Origin of the sequence: uncultured Parvibaculum sp., assembly GCF_963975745.1 — a bacterium.
Classification (GTDB): Bacteria; Pseudomonadota; Alphaproteobacteria; order Parvibaculales; family Parvibaculaceae; genus Parvibaculum.
The window spans coordinates 178,540-196,270 of record NZ_CAXBIB010000005.1 but is presented as its reverse complement, the minus strand read 5'-3'; the positions used below and the strand labels follow the sequence as shown (position 1 = coordinate 196,270).

General features: G+C 64.8%; 20 protein-coding genes. 10 read left to right on the top strand and 10 right to left on the bottom strand.

Annotation, left to right across the window (positions count from 1 at the left end; all coding sequences use genetic code 11):
* Window positions 1-91: 91 nt before the first annotated feature.
* Window positions 92-907: a thioesterase family protein gene (locus tag AAC071_RS06210; protein WP_339830963.1), complete on the top strand. Its 816-nt coding sequence runs from the start codon at window positions 92-94 to the stop codon at window positions 905-907.
* Window positions 908-1,152: 245 nt separating this feature from the next.
* Here AAC071_RS06210 and AAC071_RS06205 read toward each other — a convergent pair whose 3' ends face one another.
* The gene (locus AAC071_RS06205; protein WP_339830961.1) at window positions 1,153-1,590 is read right to left on the bottom strand and encodes a CBS domain-containing protein; all 438 of its coding nucleotides are present in this window, start codon (window positions 1,588-1,590) and stop codon (window positions 1,153-1,155) included.
* Between the two features lie 307 nt (window positions 1,591-1,897).
* Window positions 1,898-3,448, bottom strand: coding sequence for an amidohydrolase family protein (locus AAC071_RS06200; protein ID WP_339830959.1), 1,551 nt, complete (start codon window positions 3,446-3,448; stop codon window positions 1,898-1,900).
* 103 nt (window positions 3,449-3,551) lie between these two features.
* On the opposite strand from AAC071_RS06200, the gene AAC071_RS06195 reads away from it, so the two are divergent.
* From AAC071_RS06195 to AAC071_RS06180, 4 genes are all read left to right on the top strand, one after another.
* Entirely contained in the window at window positions 3,552-4,358 is an 807-nt protein-coding gene (locus AAC071_RS06195; protein WP_339830958.1) for a HesA/MoeB/ThiF family protein, read from the top strand.
* Window positions 4,359-4,393: 35 nt separating this feature from the next.
* The gene (locus AAC071_RS06190; RefSeq protein WP_339830956.1) at window positions 4,394-4,768 is read left to right on the top strand and encodes a type II toxin-antitoxin system RelE/ParE family toxin; all 375 of its coding nucleotides are present in this window, start codon (window positions 4,394-4,396) and stop codon (window positions 4,766-4,768) included.
* Window positions 4,761-5,084, top strand: coding sequence for a DNA-binding transcriptional regulator (locus AAC071_RS06185; RefSeq protein ID WP_339830954.1), 324 nt, complete (start codon window positions 4,761-4,763; stop codon window positions 5,082-5,084). Before AAC071_RS06190 ends, AAC071_RS06185 begins: the two co-directional genes overlap by 8 nt.
* Before the next feature lie 62 nt (window positions 5,085-5,146).
* Window positions 5,147-5,326 (top strand): hypothetical protein, encoded by a 180-nt coding sequence (locus tag AAC071_RS06180; protein WP_339830952.1) that lies wholly within the window; start codon window positions 5,147-5,149, stop codon window positions 5,324-5,326.
* 154 nt (window positions 5,327-5,480) lie between these two features.
* On the opposite strand, the gene AAC071_RS06175 is transcribed toward AAC071_RS06180, so the two are convergent.
* Window positions 5,481-6,473: a D-glycerate dehydrogenase gene (locus AAC071_RS06175; protein ID WP_339830951.1), complete on the bottom strand. Its 993-nt coding sequence runs from the start codon at window positions 6,471-6,473 to the stop codon at window positions 5,481-5,483.
* Window positions 6,474-6,641: 168 nt separating this feature from the next.
* Between AAC071_RS06175 and AAC071_RS06170 the strand changes: the two genes are divergently transcribed.
* Window positions 6,642-7,193 (top strand): SH3 domain-containing protein, encoded by a 552-nt coding sequence (locus AAC071_RS06170; protein ID WP_339830950.1) that lies wholly within the window; start codon window positions 6,642-6,644, stop codon window positions 7,191-7,193.
* 12 nt (window positions 7,194-7,205) lie between these two features.
* On the opposite strand, the gene AAC071_RS06165 is transcribed toward AAC071_RS06170, so the two are convergent.
* The 4 genes from AAC071_RS06165 to irrA all read right to left on the bottom strand — a co-directional run bounded on the left by AAC071_RS06165 (window position 7,206) and on the right by irrA (window position 10,367).
* Window positions 7,206-7,790 carry a DUF3501 family protein gene (locus AAC071_RS06165; protein ID WP_339830949.1) on the bottom strand — a complete coding sequence of 195 codons (585 nt, stop codon included), beginning with the start codon at window positions 7,788-7,790 and terminating at the stop codon, window positions 7,206-7,208.
* A 56-nt stretch (window positions 7,791-7,846) separates the two neighbouring features.
* Window positions 7,847-9,202 carry a heterodisulfide reductase-related iron-sulfur binding cluster gene (locus tag AAC071_RS06160; RefSeq protein ID WP_339830948.1) on the bottom strand — a complete coding sequence of 452 codons (1,356 nt, stop codon included), beginning with the start codon at window positions 9,200-9,202 and terminating at the stop codon, window positions 7,847-7,849.
* Between the two features lie 81 nt (window positions 9,203-9,283).
* The gene (locus AAC071_RS06155) at window positions 9,284-9,706 is read right to left on the bottom strand and encodes a rubrerythrin family protein (protein ID WP_339830946.1); all 423 of its coding nucleotides are present in this window, start codon (window positions 9,704-9,706) and stop codon (window positions 9,284-9,286) included.
* 235 nt (window positions 9,707-9,941) lie between these two features.
* On the bottom strand, window positions 9,942-10,367 hold the full coding sequence (irrA, locus tag AAC071_RS06150; protein ID WP_339830944.1) for an iron response transcriptional regulator IrrA: 426 nt from the start codon (window positions 10,365-10,367) through the stop codon (window positions 9,942-9,944).
* A 246-nt stretch (window positions 10,368-10,613) separates the two neighbouring features.
* On the opposite strand from irrA, the gene fabA reads away from it, so the two are divergent.
* The 3 genes from fabA to fabI all read left to right on the top strand — a co-directional run bounded on the left by fabA (window position 10,614) and on the right by fabI (window position 13,378).
* The gene (fabA, locus tag AAC071_RS06145; RefSeq protein ID WP_339830942.1) at window positions 10,614-11,135 is read left to right on the top strand and encodes a 3-hydroxyacyl-[acyl-carrier-protein] dehydratase FabA; all 522 of its coding nucleotides are present in this window, start codon (window positions 10,614-10,616) and stop codon (window positions 11,133-11,135) included.
* 107 nt (window positions 11,136-11,242) lie between these two features.
* Window positions 11,243-12,469 (top strand): beta-ketoacyl-ACP synthase I, encoded by a 1,227-nt coding sequence (gene fabB / locus AAC071_RS06140; RefSeq protein ID WP_339830941.1) that lies wholly within the window; start codon window positions 11,243-11,245, stop codon window positions 12,467-12,469.
* A 54-nt stretch (window positions 12,470-12,523) separates the two neighbouring features.
* The gene (fabI, locus tag AAC071_RS06135; protein ID WP_339830940.1) at window positions 12,524-13,378 is read left to right on the top strand and encodes an enoyl-ACP reductase FabI; all 855 of its coding nucleotides are present in this window, start codon (window positions 12,524-12,526) and stop codon (window positions 13,376-13,378) included.
* Between the two features lie 21 nt (window positions 13,379-13,399).
* On the opposite strand, the gene AAC071_RS06130 is transcribed toward fabI, so the two are convergent.
* Window positions 13,400-14,017, bottom strand: coding sequence for a TetR/AcrR family transcriptional regulator (locus tag AAC071_RS06130; RefSeq protein WP_339830939.1), 618 nt, complete (start codon window positions 14,015-14,017; stop codon window positions 13,400-13,402).
* Between the two features lie 112 nt (window positions 14,018-14,129).
* Here AAC071_RS06130 and AAC071_RS06125 point away from each other — a divergent pair, with 112 nt between their 5' ends.
* Window positions 14,130-14,546, top strand: coding sequence for a VOC family protein (locus AAC071_RS06125; RefSeq protein ID WP_339830937.1), 417 nt, complete (start codon window positions 14,130-14,132; stop codon window positions 14,544-14,546).
* On the opposite strand, the gene AAC071_RS06120 is transcribed toward AAC071_RS06125, so the two are convergent.
* The gene (locus tag AAC071_RS06120; RefSeq protein ID WP_339830935.1) at window positions 14,543-15,166 is read right to left on the bottom strand and encodes a DUF4893 domain-containing protein; all 624 of its coding nucleotides are present in this window, start codon (window positions 15,164-15,166) and stop codon (window positions 14,543-14,545) included. The genes AAC071_RS06125 and AAC071_RS06120 overlap by 4 nt on opposite strands.
* Before the next feature lie 74 nt (window positions 15,167-15,240).
* On the bottom strand, window positions 15,241-17,430 hold the full coding sequence (gene pnp / locus AAC071_RS06115) for a polyribonucleotide nucleotidyltransferase (protein WP_339830934.1): 2,190 nt from the start codon (window positions 17,428-17,430) through the stop codon (window positions 15,241-15,243).
* Window positions 17,431-17,731 lie beyond the last annotated feature (301 nt).

Below are 17,731 nucleotides of genomic sequence, written 5' to 3'. Positions count from 1 at the left end.
CCGATCCGCCCCCCCTCTGACGACCAAAGCACACTGTGTTTTGCAGAGGAATCCTCAGGGAAGGGTGGGAAGAAACAGGATTTGAAAACCAGTGAGTGAGACGCGAGCGATGAACGCACCGAATATCGAGCCCGGTCCCGTTTTCCGCCGCGAGGGCGCGGTGTGGAATGCGGCCCCGCAAGCGCAGGGGCCGTTCGGCGGCATGCATGGCGGCGCGGTGGCCGCACTTGCGGTCGGCGAGATGGAGGCGATGGCGGGGGCATGCGGGCTCGGCGCGCTTGTGTCGGCCCAGCTTTATCTGCTGCGGCCGATGCCGCTTCAGGGGCTGTCGAGCCGGATGAGCGCGGTGCGCGAGGGCGGACGGGTGGCGGTGTTCGAGAACGAGATTTTCGCCGACGGCAAATTGCAGGCGAAGGCCAGCGCCTGTTTCCAGAAGCCGGTCGAGATTGCGGGATTGCCGCGTGCACCCGGAAAAGCCGTCTTCGAACCTGAAGGATTTGCGCATTGGGAGCGACCGGATTTTTTCAAGCAGACGAGTAACGGCCCCGGCTTTCTCGATCTTTGCGACATACGCGACACGACCCATGACGACGGGACAAGGGCCAAATGGTTTCGTCTGAGGAAGCCGTTTCACGACGCGCCGACGCCCTTTTCCGCCGCGATGGCGGTCGCCGATGTGTCGACGCTGTTCACGGTGACGGATGCAGGCACGCGGCCCGATGCCGCCGGCTGGCCCAATGCCGATCTTTCCCTGCATCTCGCGCGCGATCCGATCGGCGCATGGATCGGCGTCGCACAGCGCGGCGACTGGCGCGGCGACGGGCGGGGCATGACGGAGTCGGAGATCTTCGACGTTCATGGCCGCATCGGACGCTCGTGCCAGAGCGTGGTGCTGCTGCCGCTTTAGGTTTCGTTTCCAATACCGCCGGAGTGTGTCGCCGACCCTTGAGCCCCCGCCCCAAACGGTCTTCGACCGTTTGACTGCCCGGCCCTTCGCTTGCGCTCCGGGCGTTCGGGTCTCGAAAAGGTCCATCGGACCTTTTCGTTTGCTTACGAAAACCGACCCTCACCCCCGAGGGGAGGGTGGAAGTGCTGCAACGACAGGAGAGCGGGCAAGAATTCTCCCGCCCGCTCTCGTTTCGCCATTATCAGTCAGGCGCTCATCGCGTGGCGTTCGGCATCACGCGAGACCAGATGGACCACATCGGCGTTCAGCGACTTTCCGGCGCGATAGGCCAGATCGCCCAGCGAGAGCACGCCGACGATGCGCTTCTGACGATTGAGCACCGGCAGATGGCGGATGCCGTGCTTTTCCATCAGTTCGGCGGCGTCCTTGTCGGTCTGATCGTCGTAACACCAGATGATGCCGTCGGTCATCGCGTCGCGCGCCGTCGCCTTGTCGGGATCGAGTCCGTCGGCGACGCCGCGGCAGCAGATGTCGCGATCGGTCAGCATGCCGACCAGGCGGTCGTTCTCGCCGACCGGCACGCAACCGATATTGCGGTCGCGCAGCAGGCGCGCGACGTCGCGAAGCGGCGTCGAGGCCTCGATCCATTCGGCATGTTTCGTCATCAGTTCCTTTATCCGCATAACAACCTCCTCTGTTGCAGGAGACCGAAGCCGGATCGTCCGCCGCACGGGAACCGGACACAAAGCATTTGTGCCGGCGGGGGCTTTCCCGAGCGGCATCCAGAATCGAAAGGCAGAGCGCGGCCGGCGGCCGAAGGGAAGCGTCATACCGCAGGCCAGCACGCAGCCGCGACCCGGCAAAGGCCGGAATGCCGCCCGCGAAGAATGCTTCCCGGTTTCGCCGGCGACGGACCGAGCGTAACAAAGGTCCGGCAAGCTGGCCACCGGCATCGGCGCCGCGGCGATGCGACAGCGATGCTTACCCGCCTCAGCCGCGACCGGGGCCGCGCACCGCGCGACCGGGGCGCGCATCGGGCAGCAGGGCGCCGTCGCGGATGACGAAGGCGCCGTTGACGATCACGAATTTCATGCCGGTGGCCGGCGCTGCCGGATTGTCGTAATCCGCCATGGCCGCAACCGTGGCGGCATCGAAAACGACGATGTCGGCATCGGCCCCCAGCGCGATGCGGCCTTTCGTCTTCATCTGCGGCGCGGCTTCCTCGAGGAGCAGCGCCGGCAGAAGCGCCGAGCGGCGGATCGCCTCCATCAGATCGAGACGTCCCTCCTCGCGCACCCATGTGCCGAGAATGCGCGTATAGGTGCCGGCGAGGCGCGGATGCGCGATCGCATTGGCGGGCAGCGGCCAGACTTCATCGGTCAGCACGCGGCCGGCAACGGTCAAGGGCACCGCGTCGCTGGCGAAAATGCCGCCAGGGACCAGCAGGGCGCGGGCCAGCAGATCGCGGTCGGCGGCCAGTCCCTCGTTGAGATAATGAATGATCGAAATGCCGCCCGGGTCGGCGGCGCGAATTTCGGCCAGACGTTCGGCCGTCGCCGGGCGCTCGCCGGTCGCCACATACTCGATGTCGGATGGACCGATGTCGAGATTGGGAAGATTCTCCGGACGCAGGAAGGGCGCGCCGATGGTGGTCGAGCCGGCGCCCCATGGATAACCCTCGGTGGTGACGCGCAGACCCTGGCGCTGCGCCCCGGCGATCATGCCGGCGATGCGGTCGACCTCGCGCAGGGCCGAGCTGTTGAGATGGCAGATATGCATATGCGCGCCGGTGCCCGCCGCCACCGCGATCACTTCCTGGAAGCCTTCGATGGCGCCGTTGGGCTCGCGGATACTGCGGGTGCGGATATGGGTGAAGGTCGGCACGCCATATTGCGCGGCCAGCCGCCCGGCCTCGTAATATTCGGTGCGGTTCGATGCCGGTGCATAACCGGTCAGAAGGCCGATGCCCAGCGCGCCTTCCTTCAGACCCTGTTCGACAAGTGCAAGCACTGCCGCCGACTGTTCCGCGCTGGCCAGATCCTGCCAGCCCGGGCGACCGAAATCGGCGACATAGCCTTGCGTGCCGCGCGGCGTCGCGCCCGACAGTACTGCCTGACGCGCAATCGCCCAGTTGACCGAGAAGCCGAAGTTCAGCGGACGGCCTTCGCGCGCGACCTGGTCGTAGGTGGCGGCCACCGGCAGCGTGCCCGCCTCGAGCTCCAGCGCCGTGGTCACACCGTCGAATGCCTGCAACCAGTTCGAGGGCACGGTCTGGGCATGGGAGTGGATGTCGATGAAACCCGGGGCGACGACAAGGCCCGCGGCATCGACCGTCTCGCGCCCCTTGAGCGGCGCGGCGGAGATGGCCGCGATCCGCCCCTCGCGGATACCGATATGGCGGACCGCATCGAGACCCGATTCCGGATCGATGACGCGGCCATCGGCAAGAACCAGATCGAATGGCGCTTCCTCCTCGCTGCACGCCGCCAGAAGCGGCAGCGCGGCCAGAACAAGCGCCAGCATCAGAATGCGCCGGACCATTCGAATTCCCCCTCCCTGCACCCCGTCCGACTTATCTGACACGCATCGACGGCGTTGCGCAATCGGGCTGCCGCGGCGGCGCGGGCATGGTAAGACTGCGCGCATGGCACTGAACGACACACAACTGGAGCGCTACGCCCGGCATATCGTGCTGAAGGAAATCGGCGGGCCGGGCCAGCAGAAACTGCTGAAGGCCCGGGTGCTGGTGATCGGCGCGGGCGGGCTGGGGAGCCCCTGCCTTCTCTATCTGGCGGCGGCCGGCGTCGGCACGCTCGGCATCATCGACAATGACGATGTGTCGCTGTCGAACCTGCAACGCCAGATCGCGCATGGCACGGCCGATATCGGACGGCCGAAAACGGAAAGCGCGGCGGCGGCCGTGCGACGGCTCAACCCGGATGTGCGGGTGATCGAACATCGCGAACGGCTGACCGCGGCCAATGCGCTGGCGATCATTTCGCAATACGACATCGTGGCCGATGGCTGCGACAATTTCCAGACGCGGTTTCTCGTCAACGATGCCTGCTATTTCGCGCGCGTTCCGCTGGTCTCGGCCGCGGTCGGCCAGTTCGAGGGGCAGGTCGCGACCTTCCGCGCCTTCGAGCGCGATGCGGAGGGAAAACCCAAACCCAATTACCGCGACTTCATCGGCGAGACGCCGGCGCCGGGCTCGGTGCCGACCTGCGAGGAGGCCGGCGTGATGGGGGCGCTGACCGGTGTCGTCGGTTCGCTGCAGGCACTCGAGGTCATCAAGGAGATCACCGGCGCCGGCGAGAGCCTCGCCGGCAAGCTCTTGATCTACGACGCGCTCGACACGCGTTTCCGGACGCTGAAGCTCCGATGGGACCCGAAAAATCCGCTGACCGGGGAGACGCCGACGGTCACGGATTTGAGCGGGTATAATACCTAGACATATATGCTACCAGGTAGTATATATGTCATTGCATGAAGCGCTATCAAACCAAGGCCTTTGCCAGGTGGGCGCGCAAGGAAGGTCTGGAAGACGGCAGTCTCGCCCGTGCCGCGCTCGAAATCGAGCGGGGCCTGATTGACGCAACGCTCGGCAAATTGCTTGTGAAAAAGCGGATCGGCCGTGCCGGCGGCGGAAAGAGCGGCGGTTATCGAACCATCGTGATGTTCCGCACCGCCACGCGGCTGATCTTCCTCTATGGCTTTCCGAAGAGTGCCAAAAGCAATCTGTCGGAACGTGAACTGGAAGTCTATCAATCGCTTGCCCGGATCTTCGATGGGAAAACGCAAGCCGAGATCGAGGCGCTCTGCGCCAAAGGCGAGTTGAAGGAGATTGTTTGCAATGAGTAACAAACGGCGCGCGGGATCGGACGCTCTCAAGGTCGCACATGAGACGGCGAAAGGTCTTTTCAAGGCCGGTGCGATCGACCAGACGACGATGAATGACTTCGACGCGCTTTGCCTCGAGCCCGTCAAGGCGCTTTCGCCGAGCAAGATCAAAACGCTGCGCAAGCGACACAATGTGAGCCAGCCCGTCTTCGCGGCCTATCTCAATGTCAGCGCCGCAACGGTGAAAGCCTGGGAACAGGGGGCCAAGAAGCCGACCGGCGCCTCGCTGAAGCTGCTCAACCTCGTCGAACGGAAAGGGCTTGAGGCGGTGGCGTGAGGGGCCAGGCCAAATGGGCGATCGCTTCGACCTCGATCGTCGCGCCGGGGAGGAAAAGGCCGGTGATCTGGACCATAGTGGAGGCGCGCAGCGTGGGCGAGGACACTGACATTCTCAATACGTTCCATTACCGGGCCGTCCACGTCTTTGCGGCAAGCCCTGACGGAAGAAAGATCCCGGCTTTCGCCGGGGCAGGCGTGGATGACCCGGACAAGCCGGGTCATGACGGTTTGGGGTTGTGAATAGTGCAGCGTTCCTGCAGCCGAAATTACTTCACCGGGCAGCCGTGCACTTGTTGCCAAGATCCATTCCGCGCTTCGATTTTACGAGAGGCCCGTGGATCCCGGCTTCCGCCGGGATGACACTTTCATTTCTGGCCGTCTCGGCATGCCATCGTCACATGATCGCCGGGATCACCCGGTCGGGGGGGCGGTGGCCGTCCATGAAGGTCTTGATGTTGACGATGACCTTGCCGCCCATTTCGACGCGGCCCTCGATGGTGGCCGAGCCCATATGGGGCAGCGAGATCACGTTGGGGCGCGCGACCAGGCGCGGATCGACGGAGGGCTCGCGTTCGAAAACGTCGAGACCGGCGCCGGCCAGTTCGCCGGCTTCGAGCGCGCGCAAGAGCGCGTTCTCGTCGATCACCTCGCCGCGCGCGGTGTTGACGATATAGGCTTCCGGTTTCAGCAGCTTCAGACGGCGCGTGTCGAGCATGTGGAAGGTCTGGGGCGTCAGCGGGCAATTGACCGAGACGATGTCGACCCTGGGCAGCATGTCGTCGAGATTTTCCCAGAATGTCGCGCCGAGTTCGCCTTCGATCACGGCGTTGGCGGGCTTGCGGTTGTGATAATGGATTTCGAGACCGAAGGCGCGGGCGCGGACCGCGACCGCCTGGCCGATGCGGCCCATGCCGATGATGCCGAGGCGCTTGCCGGTGATGCGGTGGCCCAGCATCCAGGTCGGCGACCAGCCGGGCCAGGCGCCTTCATGTTCGCGCAGATAGCGGGCGCCTTCGGAGAGGCGGCGCGGCACGGCCAGGATCAGCGCCATGGTCATGTCGGCGGTGTCCTCGGTCAGCACGCCCGGCGTGTTGGTGACCGTGACACCGCGGCGGCGCGCCGTTTCGACATCGATATTGTCGACGCCGGTGCCGAACTGGGCGATCAGGCGGAGATTTTCGCCGGCCTGGGCCAGCAGCTTCGCGTCGATGCGGTCGGTCACGGTGGGGACCAGCACATCGGCCTCGCGCATGGCGGTCACCAGCTCCGCCGCCGACATCGGATGATCGTCGGCATTGAGCCTGACATCGAATAGCTCGCCCATGCGGGCCTCGATGGGGGCGGGCAATTTGCGGGTGACGACGACGAGCGGTTTTCTGGCGGTCATGTTCGGGGGGACTCCGGTAGCAATCCGCCCTTATTAGCAGGTTTTATCGCTTCCGTTGGCGGATTTTCTGGCAAAATCGGCTGAGTCGCGGGCGGGGCACAGGGTCCGCGAAAGGTGGAACGGCAGATGCGGGCGTTGCGATCGATCGGCGGAAAAGGAGGCGCGCTGATGCTGGCGGCCATGGCGGCGCTGTGGCCGGCGCCGGGCGGCGCCGGCGCCGCCACGGCCGCGCTGCCGACGGCGCAGGCCGAGGCTGCCGCCGAACGCGGCCGCGTGACCGGCCTGCCGGTGCCGCGTTATGTCAGCCTCAAGGCTTCGCGCGCCAATGTGCGGCGCGGACCGGGCACCGATTTTCCGATCGACTGGGTCTATACCAAGCGCGGGGTGCCGCTCGAAGTGACGGCGGAATCGAACCACTGGCGGCGCATCCGCGATCATGAGGGCGATGGCGGCTGGATCTGGCATACGCTGCTCGACGGGACGCGCAGCGCCATCGTGACGGGCGATGCAGCAGCGGACGATGCGCCGGCGGATACGCCGGTGGCGCTGCATGACGCGCCCGCGCCGGACGCCGATGTCGTCGCCTATCTCGAACCCGGCCTGGTGGCGGGGCTGCGCGGCTGCAAGGCCGGCTGGTGCCGCCTCGAGGTGCAGGGGCGCAACGGCTGGGCCCCGCAGGACAGGCTGTGGGGCGTCTATCCGGGCGAGGAATTCGACTGAGGCCTTGCGGCCTCAGGCGAAGTCCTTCGCCAGGGCCTGGCGCGTCGCCGGCGGGAGCATGGCCATGTGGTGGTAGTTCTCATGCCCGACGACGGCCATGACCGGGACCGCGGGATCGCGGAATTTCGCGATCTGTTCGGGCGTGAACCGGAAATGGACGAAATGGACCGACGAGGTCTTGCCGTCGGCCTTGGTGCGCTCGACATCGAGTTCGGCCTCGCCCATCACATGCTCGCCGCCGACATCGATATAGAGATGCTTCTCGACCCAGGTGATCTGGCGCAGAAAGGCATCGCGGCGCACCGGGTCCTCGATCTCGAACATCACGGTCGCCACCAGCTCGTTGCCCTGCGGGATCAGCGGGTTGTAGGCCCTGAGTTCGTCGGCGACCTGTTCGTCGCCGCCCTTTTCGATGTGCAGCATTTCGTGGATCTGCTGGAACATCGTGTCGTAGTTCTCGAAATAGAAGGTCGCGTGCGGGCCGACCGCGACGCGGCGGTCCTTCTTCAGCGCGGCGATCGCCGCCCGGCGTTCCTTGCGTTCCTTCGCATAGGTCGCGTAGGGCAGGATGTCGGCGGGTGTGATTTCCTTTTTCATCGCATTCATCTTTCCGTGCCTTTCGAAGCGTTTCCCCCGCTTCATCGACAGATGTCTCAGACAAGTCCCCAGGCGCGCGCCATGATCTCGATCGGATGCTGCGGTGCCGGCCGCTGCGGCTCGCCCAGCTCGCCGATCTCCTGAACCAGATGCTTGGCTGCCAGCGGGCAGTCCGACGTCACATATCTGTTGCCGGTCTTGGCGACATTGCGGGCGGCCGTCTTGCCGACCTTCATCGCCACGTCGAAGGTTTCCTTCATCACGCCGAAGGTTCCTCCGTGTCCGGAGCAACGCTCGACGACATCGAGCTTGATGTCCGGAATGAACCGCATCATCTCGGCCGATTTCGCACCCATGTTCTGGGCGCGCGCGTGACAGGCGAGATGTGCGGTGACGCCGCCCTCGACCGGCTTCAGGCCCGGCGCGAGGCCTTCCTTCTTCGCGATGTCGACGACATATTCGTCGATGTCGAAGGTGGCGGCGGCCAGCTTCTTCACGTCCTCGTTGTCCGGCAGGATCAGCGGCCATTCGAACTTGAACATCAGACCGCAGGAGGCCGTCAGCGCGACAATGTCGTAGCCCTTGTCGATCCAGGCGACCATGTCCTTCGCGACCTTCTCGGCCTGGGCCGCAACCTTTTCGATGTTGCCCTGTTCGAGAAAGGGCATGCCGCAGCAGCCCGGATAGGCGACCTCGGTTTCGACACCGTTATGCGCCAGCACCAGACGGGCGGCCTCGCCGACACCGGGATTGTTGTAGTTGACGAAACAGGTGGCGAAGATCGCCGCCTTGCGGCCTTTTGCCGGCGCCTCCTTCGGCGTGGCGGCGCCTGCCTCGTCCTGCGCCCTGGCGCGCATGGTGAAGGTTTTTCCATGGAACTTCGGCAGTTCGGCGCGGGCGTCGATGCCGGCAACGGCCTGCAGCACCGGCCGCGTCAGCGCATTGCCGCGCTTCGAGCCCCAATTGGCGACGGCGGCGACGGGAGCCGCCAGCCTGCCATTGCGATCGGTCTCGGCAAGCTGGCCGGGCACGAAGGGGAAGCTTCCCTTGCGCTTCGCCTCGGCCGCGCGGTAGCGCAGCATCAGATGCGGGAAATCGAGATTGAATTCATGCGGCGGCACATAGGGGCACTTCGTCATGAAGCACATGTCGCAAAGCGTGCAGGCCTCGACGACGGGTGCGAAGTCGGCCGACTTCACTTCATCGAGTTCGCCGGTCGGGCTTTCGTCGATCAGGTCGAACAGGCGCGGGAAGCTGTCGCAGAGATTGAAGCAGCGGCGGCAGCCATGACAGATGTCGAAGACGCGGCGCAGTTCGACATCGAGTTTTTCGAGATCGTAGAAATCGGGATTATGCCAGTCGAGCGGATGGCGCGTGGGGGCTTCGGTGCTGCCTTCTTTCGGGCTGCTCATCGACGGGTCTCCGACTTCGGATGTGAAGGGCAAGAGGCGGCGGGAGATGTGCGATCTCCCGCCGTCCGTATCTTGAGCGGCTTAGCTGCCGAGGCTGTCGAGCGCCTTCTGGAAGCGGCCGGCATGGCTCTTTTCGGCCTTGGCCAGCGTTTCGAACCAGTCGGCAATCTCGTCGAAGCCCTCATCGCGCGCGGTGCGCGCCATGCCCGGATACATGTCGGTGTATTCGTGGGTTTCGCCGGCGATGGCGGCCTTGAGGTTCTGGTCGGTGGCGCCGATCGGCTCGCCGGTGGCCGGGTCGCCGACTTCCTCGAGGAATTCGAGATGGCCGTGGGCATGACCCGTTTCGCCTTCGGCGGTCGAACGGAAGACGGCCGCGACATCGTTGAAGCCTTCGACGTCGGCCTTCTGCGCGAAATAGAGATAGCGGCGATTGGCCTGGCTTTCGCCGGCAAATGCCTCCTTGAGATTTTCCATGGTCTTGGAACCGGAAAGCGCTGGCATGATGGTGCTCCTCACCCGTTATGCGATGGACGGGGACAGGCACGGGCGCCACGGCCCGCGCGGATGTCCCTGCGGAATCCCGCCCGTCATGGCCGCGATGCGACGCATGCGGGGGGTTGGCGGCGAGAATAGGGCGGGCGCCGGCATGCGTCAACAGTTTGGAGATGTTCCAAACAAAGTTTTTAGCGGTTGTTTTTGCGAAGAATTATCAACTCGACCCGGTTAACGCGGCCGGTTACTTGCCGGCGCGGTCGTGCAGGCGGACGATCACGTCGACCCGGGCGATGTCCATGCCTTCCGGGGCCGGCGGCAGGCTGCCGATGGTCACATCGTCGCCGGCAATATCCATCAGCGAGCCGTCGCGCTCGATGAAGAAGTGGTGGTGATCGTCGATATTGGTGTCGAAATAGGTGCGGGCGCTGTCGACCACGACTTCGCGCAGCAGGCCGGCATTGGTGAACTGGTGCAGCGTGTTGTAGACGGTGGCCAGCGAGACGCTGACGCCAGCGCGCTGGGCCTCGTCATGCAGGGCCTCGGCGGTCACATGGCGGTCGCCGCCGTCGAAGAGGAGGCGGCCCAAAGCCAGCCGCTGCCGGGTGGGGCGCAGGCCCGCCTCGCGCAGTCTGCCGAGCGTCTGTGTGTAGGGCCTTTCCTGGGTCACGCCACGTGTCCTTCGACCAATACAGTTTGTAATCGTTACAAACAATAAATAGGGTCGCGGTCACCCGTTTGTCAAGGCTGGCGCCACCCGCGGGGCGGGCGGGGCGGCCAAAGGCGAGGGTTTGCGCGGGCCCCGGGGTGTGTTACCAAGCGGCCAAGGGAGGCGGCCCGGGCCGCCGAGGAACCAGACCAGCCGGCATATCGCCAGACCCAGGGGCGGGTGCAGGCAGCAAGCGAGCGGACCCCGATGGCGGACCAGAAAGCGGCCTACAGTTTCGAAGATCTGCTCGAATGCGGCCATGGCCGCATGTTCGGGCCGGGCAATGCCCAGTTGCCGCTGCCACCGATGCTGATGATCGACCGCATCACCCATATCAGCGACACGGGCGGCGCGCATGGCAAAGGCCAGATCGTCGCCGAATTCGACATCAAGCCCGATCTCTGGTTCTTCGGCTGCCATTTCGAAGGCGACCCGGTGATGCCGGGCTGTCTCGGGCTCGACGGCATGTGGCAGCTGCTCGGTTTCTTTCTCGGCTGGATCGGCGCGCAGGGCAAGGGACGCGCGCTGGGCGTCGGCGAGGTCAAGCTTGCCGCGATGATCACGCCGGCCGTTTCGAAGCTCGAATATGTGATCGACCTCAAGCGCGTCATCAACCGCAAGCTGGTGCTGGGCATGGCCGACGGCATCATCAAGGCCGATGGCGAGCTGGCCTATTCGGTCAGCGACATGAAGGTCGGACTGTTCGGCGCCGCGCAACCCCCGGCCTAGACAGCGCGGCCGCAAAGGAATCAAATTCATCGCGGAGTCGGCCGGAAAGCCGGTCATCCCTTTTCCCGACTTCGCTCCGTTCGATCCGCAGTGAAAGAGAGGCTGCCATGAGGCGAGTGGTCGTCACCGGCATGGGCATTGTTTCCAGCATCGGCAACAACACCCAGGAAGTGCTGGCATCCTTGCGCGAAGGAAAATCCGGCATCGTCAAATCCGACGTCTATGCCGAGATGGGTTTTCGGAGCCAGGTTCACGGCAGCCTGAAGATCGATCTCGAACAGGCGGTCGACCGGCGGGCGCGGCGCTTCATGGGCGACGGGGCTGCCTATGCCTGCGCGGCGATGGAGCAGGCGATCCGCGATGCGGGGCTCGAGGAGAGCGATGTCAGCAACCCGCGCACCGGCCTGATCGTCGGTTCGGGCGGACCCTCGACAAAGGCGATCGTGGCGGCTGCCGACACGGCACGCACCGAGCCCGTCAAAGGCCCGAAGAAAGTCGGCCCCTTCGCGGTGCCCAAGGCGATGTCGTCGACCTGTTCGGCCAATCTGTCGACCTGGTTCAAGACCAAGGGCGTCAACTACTCGATCAGTTCGGCCTGCTCGACCTCGGCCAACTGCATCGGCAATGCGGCCGAGATGATCCAGTGGGGCAAGCAGGACGTGATGTTCGCCGGCGGGGCTGAGGAACTCGACTGGACGCTGTCGGTGCTGTTCGACGCGATGGGCGCGATGTCGGCCAAGCGCAACGACACGCCGGAAAAGGCCAGCCGCGCCTATGACAAGGATCGCGACGGTTTCGTGATTTCGGGCGGTGGCGGCATTCTGGTGCTGGAAGAACTCGAACATGCGAAAGCGCGCGGTGCGAAGATCTATGCCGAGATCGTCGGCTATGGCGCGACGGCGGACGGCGCCGACATGGTGGCGCCGTCGGGCGAGGGCGCGGTGCGCTGCATGAAGATGGCGCTCGAAAACGTCAAGGCGCCGGTCGACTACATCAATCCGCATGCGACCTCGACGCCGGTGGGCGACATTCCCGAGATCAACGCGATCCGCGAAGTCTTCGGTGCCAAGATGCCGCCGATCAGCGCGACGAAATCGCTGACCGGCCATGCGCAGGGCGCGGCCGGCGTGCATGAGGCAATCTATACGCTGCTGATGATGCAGGGCGGCTTCATTGCGGCCAGCGCCAATATCGACGAGATCGATCCGGCGGTGGCGGACGCCAATATCGCGCGGGAACGCATCGACGGGGCCGATATCAACCTGGCGATTTCCAACAGCTTCGGTTTCGGCGGCACCAATGCGACGCTGGCCTTCCAGCGGCATGGCGGGTGACGGCGCGGGGGGCGCCGGATTTCAGACAGGATCAAATCGGGGAACAGGCAAGCCATGCAAGGGTCTGACGAAAAGCCGGGCGAACGGCGACCGATACTGACGGGATCGCTGATGACGGGCCGGCGCGGCCTGATCATGGGCGTCGCCAACGATCACTCGATCGCCTGGGGCATCGCCCGGGCGCTGGCCGCGCATGGCGCGGAGCTGGCCTTCACCTATCAGGGCGAAAGTTTCGGCCGGCGCGTCAAGCCGCTGGCGGAATCGGCCGGCTCGAACCTGCTGCTGCCCTGCGACGTGACCGACAGCGCCAGTGTCGATGCGGTTTTCGCGGCGCTGGAAAAGGAATGGGGCGTGCTCGACTTCGTGGTTCACGCGATCGCGCATTCCGACAAGAACGAACTGAAGGGCCGCTATGTCGACACGACGCGGGAGAACTTCCTGCGCACCATGGATATTTCCTGCTTCTCCTTCACCGATGTGGCGCGGCGCGCGGCCAAGCTGATGACGCGGGGCGGCGCGATGGTGACGCTGACCTATGGCGGCTCGACGCGGGTGATGCCCAACTACAATGTGATGGGCGTGGCCAAGGCGGCGCTCGAGGCCAGCGTGCGCTATCTCGCGGTCGATCTCGGCCGGCACGACATTCGCGTCAATGCGATTTCGGCCGGGCCGATGCGGACGCTGGCGGGTTCGGCCGTCGGCGATGCGCGCTATGTGTTCAAGTGGAACAAGGCGCATGCGCCGATCAAGGAATCGATCGAGCTCGACCATGTCGGCGGCGCCGGGCTCTATCTGCTGTCCGACCTGTCGGCGCGGGTGACCGGCGAGGTGCATCATGTCGATGGCGGCTTCAACATCATCGGCATGCCGCGGGCCGAAGAACTCAACGCCGAGAATGGCGAGGGGTGAGACCTAGAGTCGTTCATCGTTTCACGGAAACGATGAACGACTCCAAGTCTTTGTTCTGTCGCGTTTCAGCGCCGTGAGCAATTCCGTCAGTGCCTTTTCCATGCGGGCCGGCGCTTTCCCGCCCTTGTGACCGGACCAGAGCACGGCCGCATTCATCGCGCCATTGAGCAGAACGGCCAGTTCCTCCGCAGCGATGTCGCGGATCGCGCCTGCCTTGCGTGCCGCCTCGACGCCCTGCATCAACTCGCCAAAACCATGCGCGGCATCGAGCGCATTCCATTTCTCCCAGCCGAGCACGGCGGGCGCCTCGACGATCAGGATGCGATTGACTTCCGGCCTTGCGAAATGCGCGAGCCAGGCGCGCGAGCCCTCGAGCAGGGCTTCGAACGGACCGGCGCTGTCATCGGCCGCCTTGCCGATCGCGGCCACTGCCTCTTCGTGCAGCGCGATACAGACCGCCTCGAAAAGCGCCGCCTTGTCGGCGAAATGGTGATAGAGCGCGCCGCGCGTGACGCCGGCCTTGTCGAGAATCTCTTCCGTCGAGGTGGCCGCAAAGCCGTTCTTCGCGAAGAGACGCCGCGCGACCGCGACCAGCTTTGCGCGCGTCTTCCGCGCCTTTTCTTCCCGCATACCTGCCATGTTGTCGCCCCTTTTCACGCCCCGCCCGGTTTCAGGATATTGACATACCAACAGTCTGCCAACTATCTTTCGAATACAGACTGTTGGTATGTCAAACAAAAGGAAGAATGCCATGCGTTTCGCGGACCGTTATCCGATCATCGTGACGCCGGAACTGCATCAATGCGCCGCGTTCTACCGCGACCTTCTCGGTTTCGAGATCGCGTTCTCGGCCAGCTGGTTCGTGCTGCTTTACGGGCCGGACGGCACGGCGAGCCTCGCCTTCATGTCGCCCGATCATCCCTCCGCGCCGCCCGGGCCGGAGGTCTTTTCCGGCAAGGGGATGTGTTTCGAACTGCAGGTCGAGGACGCGAAGGCCGCGCATGCGGAGTTCTCGGCGCGCGGGCTCCCCATATCGCTGCCGTTGACCGACGAGCCCTTCGGCCAGCGCCGTTTCGGCTTTCACGATCCGTCGGGGCTGTGGGTCGATGTGGTGGAACAGATCGCGCCGGTGGAAGGGTTCTGGGACCGGTATATGGTGGCGGGCTAGGGCCGCTTCAGCTCCAGCACGTTGAAGGTCGATTCGAGCACCGGCCAGGGAAAGAAGACGCGAAGGCGGCCATCGGCCAGCGCTTCGAGAATGCCCGGCTCGTCCTGCAGCTGCGGATCGGTGATGCCGCCTGCGGGGCCGGAATAGGGGCGCGGCGCGCCCGAATGATCCTCGTTCGGCGCGGCCAACAGGACCCAGCTGGTTTCGTCGCGCGGATAGATGTAGCCGGTCTGGCGCTGCGAGCCCGAGAGCTTCTCGAAATAGAGACCGTCCGGCGTCTGCGAGATGCGGCAGGAAAACCAGCCATAGACGACGAAGCTCAGATAGGGACCGCCAGCCTTGATGGTGCGGCAGCGCCAGTTGCCGCGCAGCGAGGCCGCGGTGACCGAGACGGGCGTCGCCTGCATGATGTTGACCAGATCGGCATAGTCGCCGGCCGGGAAGGGTTCGGCGGCGGCCATTTCCATGCCCTTCGCCACCGCCTCGTCAAGGCGCGAGAGGCGGTCGCGGTCGAATTCGGTGATGCGGTCTTCCCAGCCCTGCGGCGCAGCCTGCCCGGCAGGGGCGGCGACCGGCAGCGCCAGCGACAGCGCGGCAGCGAGTATGGCGACGAGGCGCATGGGGCCCTCCCAAAAGAAAACGGGGCCGACCATCAAGGCCGACCCCGCAATCCTAACGGTTTTGCGCAGCGCGGTCAGTCCCGCTCGCGCCGGCGGCCGCGGCCGCCACCGCCGCCTTCGCGCTTTTCGCGGGGCTGCTCGGCCGGCTCGTTCTCATAGACGATCTCCTCGCCCGTCTCCTGGTTGACGTGCTTCATCGAGAGGCGGACCTTGCCGCGATCGTCGAAGCCCAGAAGCTTGACCTTGACCTTGTCGCCTTCCTTGACGACGTCGGAGACCTGTTCGACGCGGGTCGGCGCCATCTGCGAGATATGCACCAGACCGTCGCGCGGACCGAAGAAGTTCACGAAGGCGCCGAAATCGACGACCTTGACGACCGTGCCTTCGTAGATCACGCCGACTTCCGGCTCGGCGACGATGCCCTGGATCCAGGCAATCGCCTTGCGGATCGCCTCGCCGTCGGAGGAGGCCACCTTGATCGTGCCATCGTCGGAGATGTCGATCTTGGCGCCGGTCTTTTCGACGATCTCGCGCACCACCTTGCCGCCCGTACCGATCACTTCGCGGATCTTGTCGGTCGGCACGTTGATGACTTCGATGCGCGGCGCATGCTCGCCCATTTCGGGGCGGGCCGTGTCGAGCGCCTTGGCCATCTCGCCGAGGATGTGAATGCGGCCGCCCTGCGCCTGGGCGAGCGCCTGCTTCATGATGCCTTCGGTGATGCCGGCGATCTTGATGTCCATCTGCAGCGAGGTCACGCCTTCGGACGTGCCCGCCACCTTGAAGTCCATGTCGCCGAGATGATCCTCGTCGCCGAGAATGTCGGAGAGCACCGCGAAGCGCTCGCCTTCGAGGATCAGGCCCATGGCGATACCGGCCACGGCGCGCTTGATCGGCACGCCCGCATCCATCATCGCCAGCGAAGATCCGCAAACGGTCGCCATCGAGGAGGAGCCGTTCGACTCGGTGATTTCCGAGACCAGACGCAGCGTGTAGGGGAACTCGGTCTTGGGCGGCAGCACGGCGCGCAACGCCCGCCAGGCCAGCTTGCCGTGACCGACTTCGCGGCGACCGGTGAAGCCGACGCGGCCCGTCTCACCGACCGAGAAGGGCGGGAAGTTGTAGTGAAGCAGGAAGTTTTCCTTGTAGGTGCCTTCCAGCGCGTCGATGAACTGTTCATCGTCGCCGGTGCCGAGCGTGGCAACAACCAGCGCCTGGGTCTCGCCGCGCGTGAACAGCGCCGAGCCGTGCGTGCGCGGCAGGATGCCGACTTCCGAAACGATGGGACGCACCGTTTCGAGGTCGCGCCCGTCGATGCGCTTCTTCGTGTCGAGAATCGAATTGCGAACGATATCGCTTTCGATCTCCTTGAAGACGCCACCGATTTCCGTTTCCGGCACGGCATTGGCGTCGTCGGGATTGCAGAACGCGGCCTTGGCCTTGTCCTTGGCCTTCGAGATCGCCTCGTGGCGCTGGCCCTTGTCGCGGATTCCATAGGCGGCACGAAGATCGCCTTCGACCAGCGCGCGGACCTTGCCGACAAGTTCCGCGTTGTCCTTCACGTCGATCGCGCGCGGTTCCTTGGCGCATTTTTCGGCCAGACGGATGATCATGTCGATCACCGGCTGGAAATGCTTGTGGCCGTGCATCACGGCACCGAGCATGATCTCTTCGGACAGTTCCTTCGCTTCCGATTCCACCATCATCACGGCATCGGCCGTGCCGGCGACGACGAGGTCGAGATCGCTTTCGGCCATCTCGTCGATCATCGGGTTGAGCTTGTACTCACCATCGATATAGCCGACGCGGGCGGCGGCGATGGGGCCCATGAAGGGCAGACCCGAAATGGTCAGCGCGGCCGACACGGCGACCATCGCGACGATGTCGGGATCGTTTTCCATGTCGTGGGACAGTACGGTCGCAATGACCTGGGTTTCGTTCTTGAAGCCCTTGATGAAGAGCGGGCGGATCGGCCGGTCGATCAGGCGGGAGACCAGCGTTTCCTTCTCGCTCGGACGGCCTTCACGCTTGAAGAAGCCGCCGGGAATCTTGCCCGCGGCATAGGTCTTTTCCTGATAGTTGACGGTCAGGGGGAAGAAGTCGAGCCCCGGCTTCGGCTTGCGCTCACCGACGACCGTGGCAAGCACCGTCGTTTCGCCATAGGTCGCGAGCACCGCGCCATCGGCCTGGCGGGCAACCTTGCCCGTTTCGAGGATGAGCGGACGGCCGCCCCATTCGATCTCTTCGCGTGTGATTTCAAACATTTCGATTTCCTGTTTTGCGCCGCCGCCCATCATGCGTTCATTTCCACCATCATGCGGCGGGCGCCTATCTGCCGCCTTCCCGGCGGCCGGACAAATGGAAGACTGGGGCGGCGTGCGCGAAACCTGCGCTGCGCATACTCGACACAGGACCAGCCGCCACGAGACAAAGGCGAAAGGTCCAGCCGCTTCACAGTCATCCGTTAACGGACGATTGTCTCTCGTTCAGGCCCCTCAAAGACGCACGCCTGCCCCTCGGGTCCGAAGACCGTCCGGGCAGGCGCCGTGCATTGCGAGGCCGATG

Coding starts and splice junctions, on each gene's coding strand:
- AAC071_RS06205 (WP_339830961.1), bottom strand. CDS start 1,590: ATGCGGATAAAGGAACTGATGACGAAACATGCCGAATGGATCGAGGCC.
- AAC071_RS06200 (WP_339830959.1), bottom strand. CDS start 3,448: ATGGTCCGGCGCATTCTGATGCTGGCGCTTGTTCTGGCCGCGCTGCCG.
- AAC071_RS06195 (WP_339830958.1), top strand. CDS start 3,552: ATGGCACTGAACGACACACAACTGGAGCGCTACGCCCGGCATATCGTG.
- AAC071_RS06190 (WP_339830956.1), top strand. CDS start 4,394: ATGAAGCGCTATCAAACCAAGGCCTTTGCCAGGTGGGCGCGCAAGGAA.
- AAC071_RS06185 (WP_339830954.1), top strand. CDS start 4,761: ATGAGTAACAAACGGCGCGCGGGATCGGACGCTCTCAAGGTCGCACAT.
- AAC071_RS06175 (WP_339830951.1), bottom strand. CDS start 6,473: ATGACCGCCAGAAAACCGCTCGTCGTCGTCACCCGCAAATTGCCCGCC.
- AAC071_RS06170 (WP_339830950.1), top strand. CDS start 6,642: ATGCTGGCGGCCATGGCGGCGCTGTGGCCGGCGCCGGGCGGCGCCGGC.
- AAC071_RS06165 (WP_339830949.1), bottom strand. CDS start 7,790: ATGAAAAAGGAAATCACACCCGCCGACATCCTGCCCTACGCGACCTAT.
- AAC071_RS06160 (WP_339830948.1), bottom strand. CDS start 9,202: ATGAGCAGCCCGAAAGAAGGCAGCACCGAAGCCCCCACGCGCCATCCG.
- AAC071_RS06155 (WP_339830946.1), bottom strand. CDS start 9,706: ATGCCAGCGCTTTCCGGTTCCAAGACCATGGAAAATCTCAAGGAGGCA.
- fabA (WP_339830942.1), top strand. CDS start 10,614: ATGGCGGACCAGAAAGCGGCCTACAGTTTCGAAGATCTGCTCGAATGC.
- fabB (WP_339830941.1), top strand. CDS start 11,243: ATGAGGCGAGTGGTCGTCACCGGCATGGGCATTGTTTCCAGCATCGGC.
- fabI (WP_339830940.1), top strand. CDS start 12,524: ATGCAAGGGTCTGACGAAAAGCCGGGCGAACGGCGACCGATACTGACG.
- AAC071_RS06130 (WP_339830939.1), bottom strand. CDS start 14,017: ATGGCAGGTATGCGGGAAGAAAAGGCGCGGAAGACGCGCGCAAAGCTG.
- AAC071_RS06125 (WP_339830937.1), top strand. CDS start 14,130: ATGCGTTTCGCGGACCGTTATCCGATCATCGTGACGCCGGAACTGCAT.
- AAC071_RS06120 (WP_339830935.1), bottom strand. CDS start 15,166: ATGCGCCTCGTCGCCATACTCGCTGCCGCGCTGTCGCTGGCGCTGCCG.
- pnp (WP_339830934.1), bottom strand. CDS start 17,430: ATGTTTGAAATCACACGCGAAGAGATCGAATGGGGCGGCCGTCCGCTC.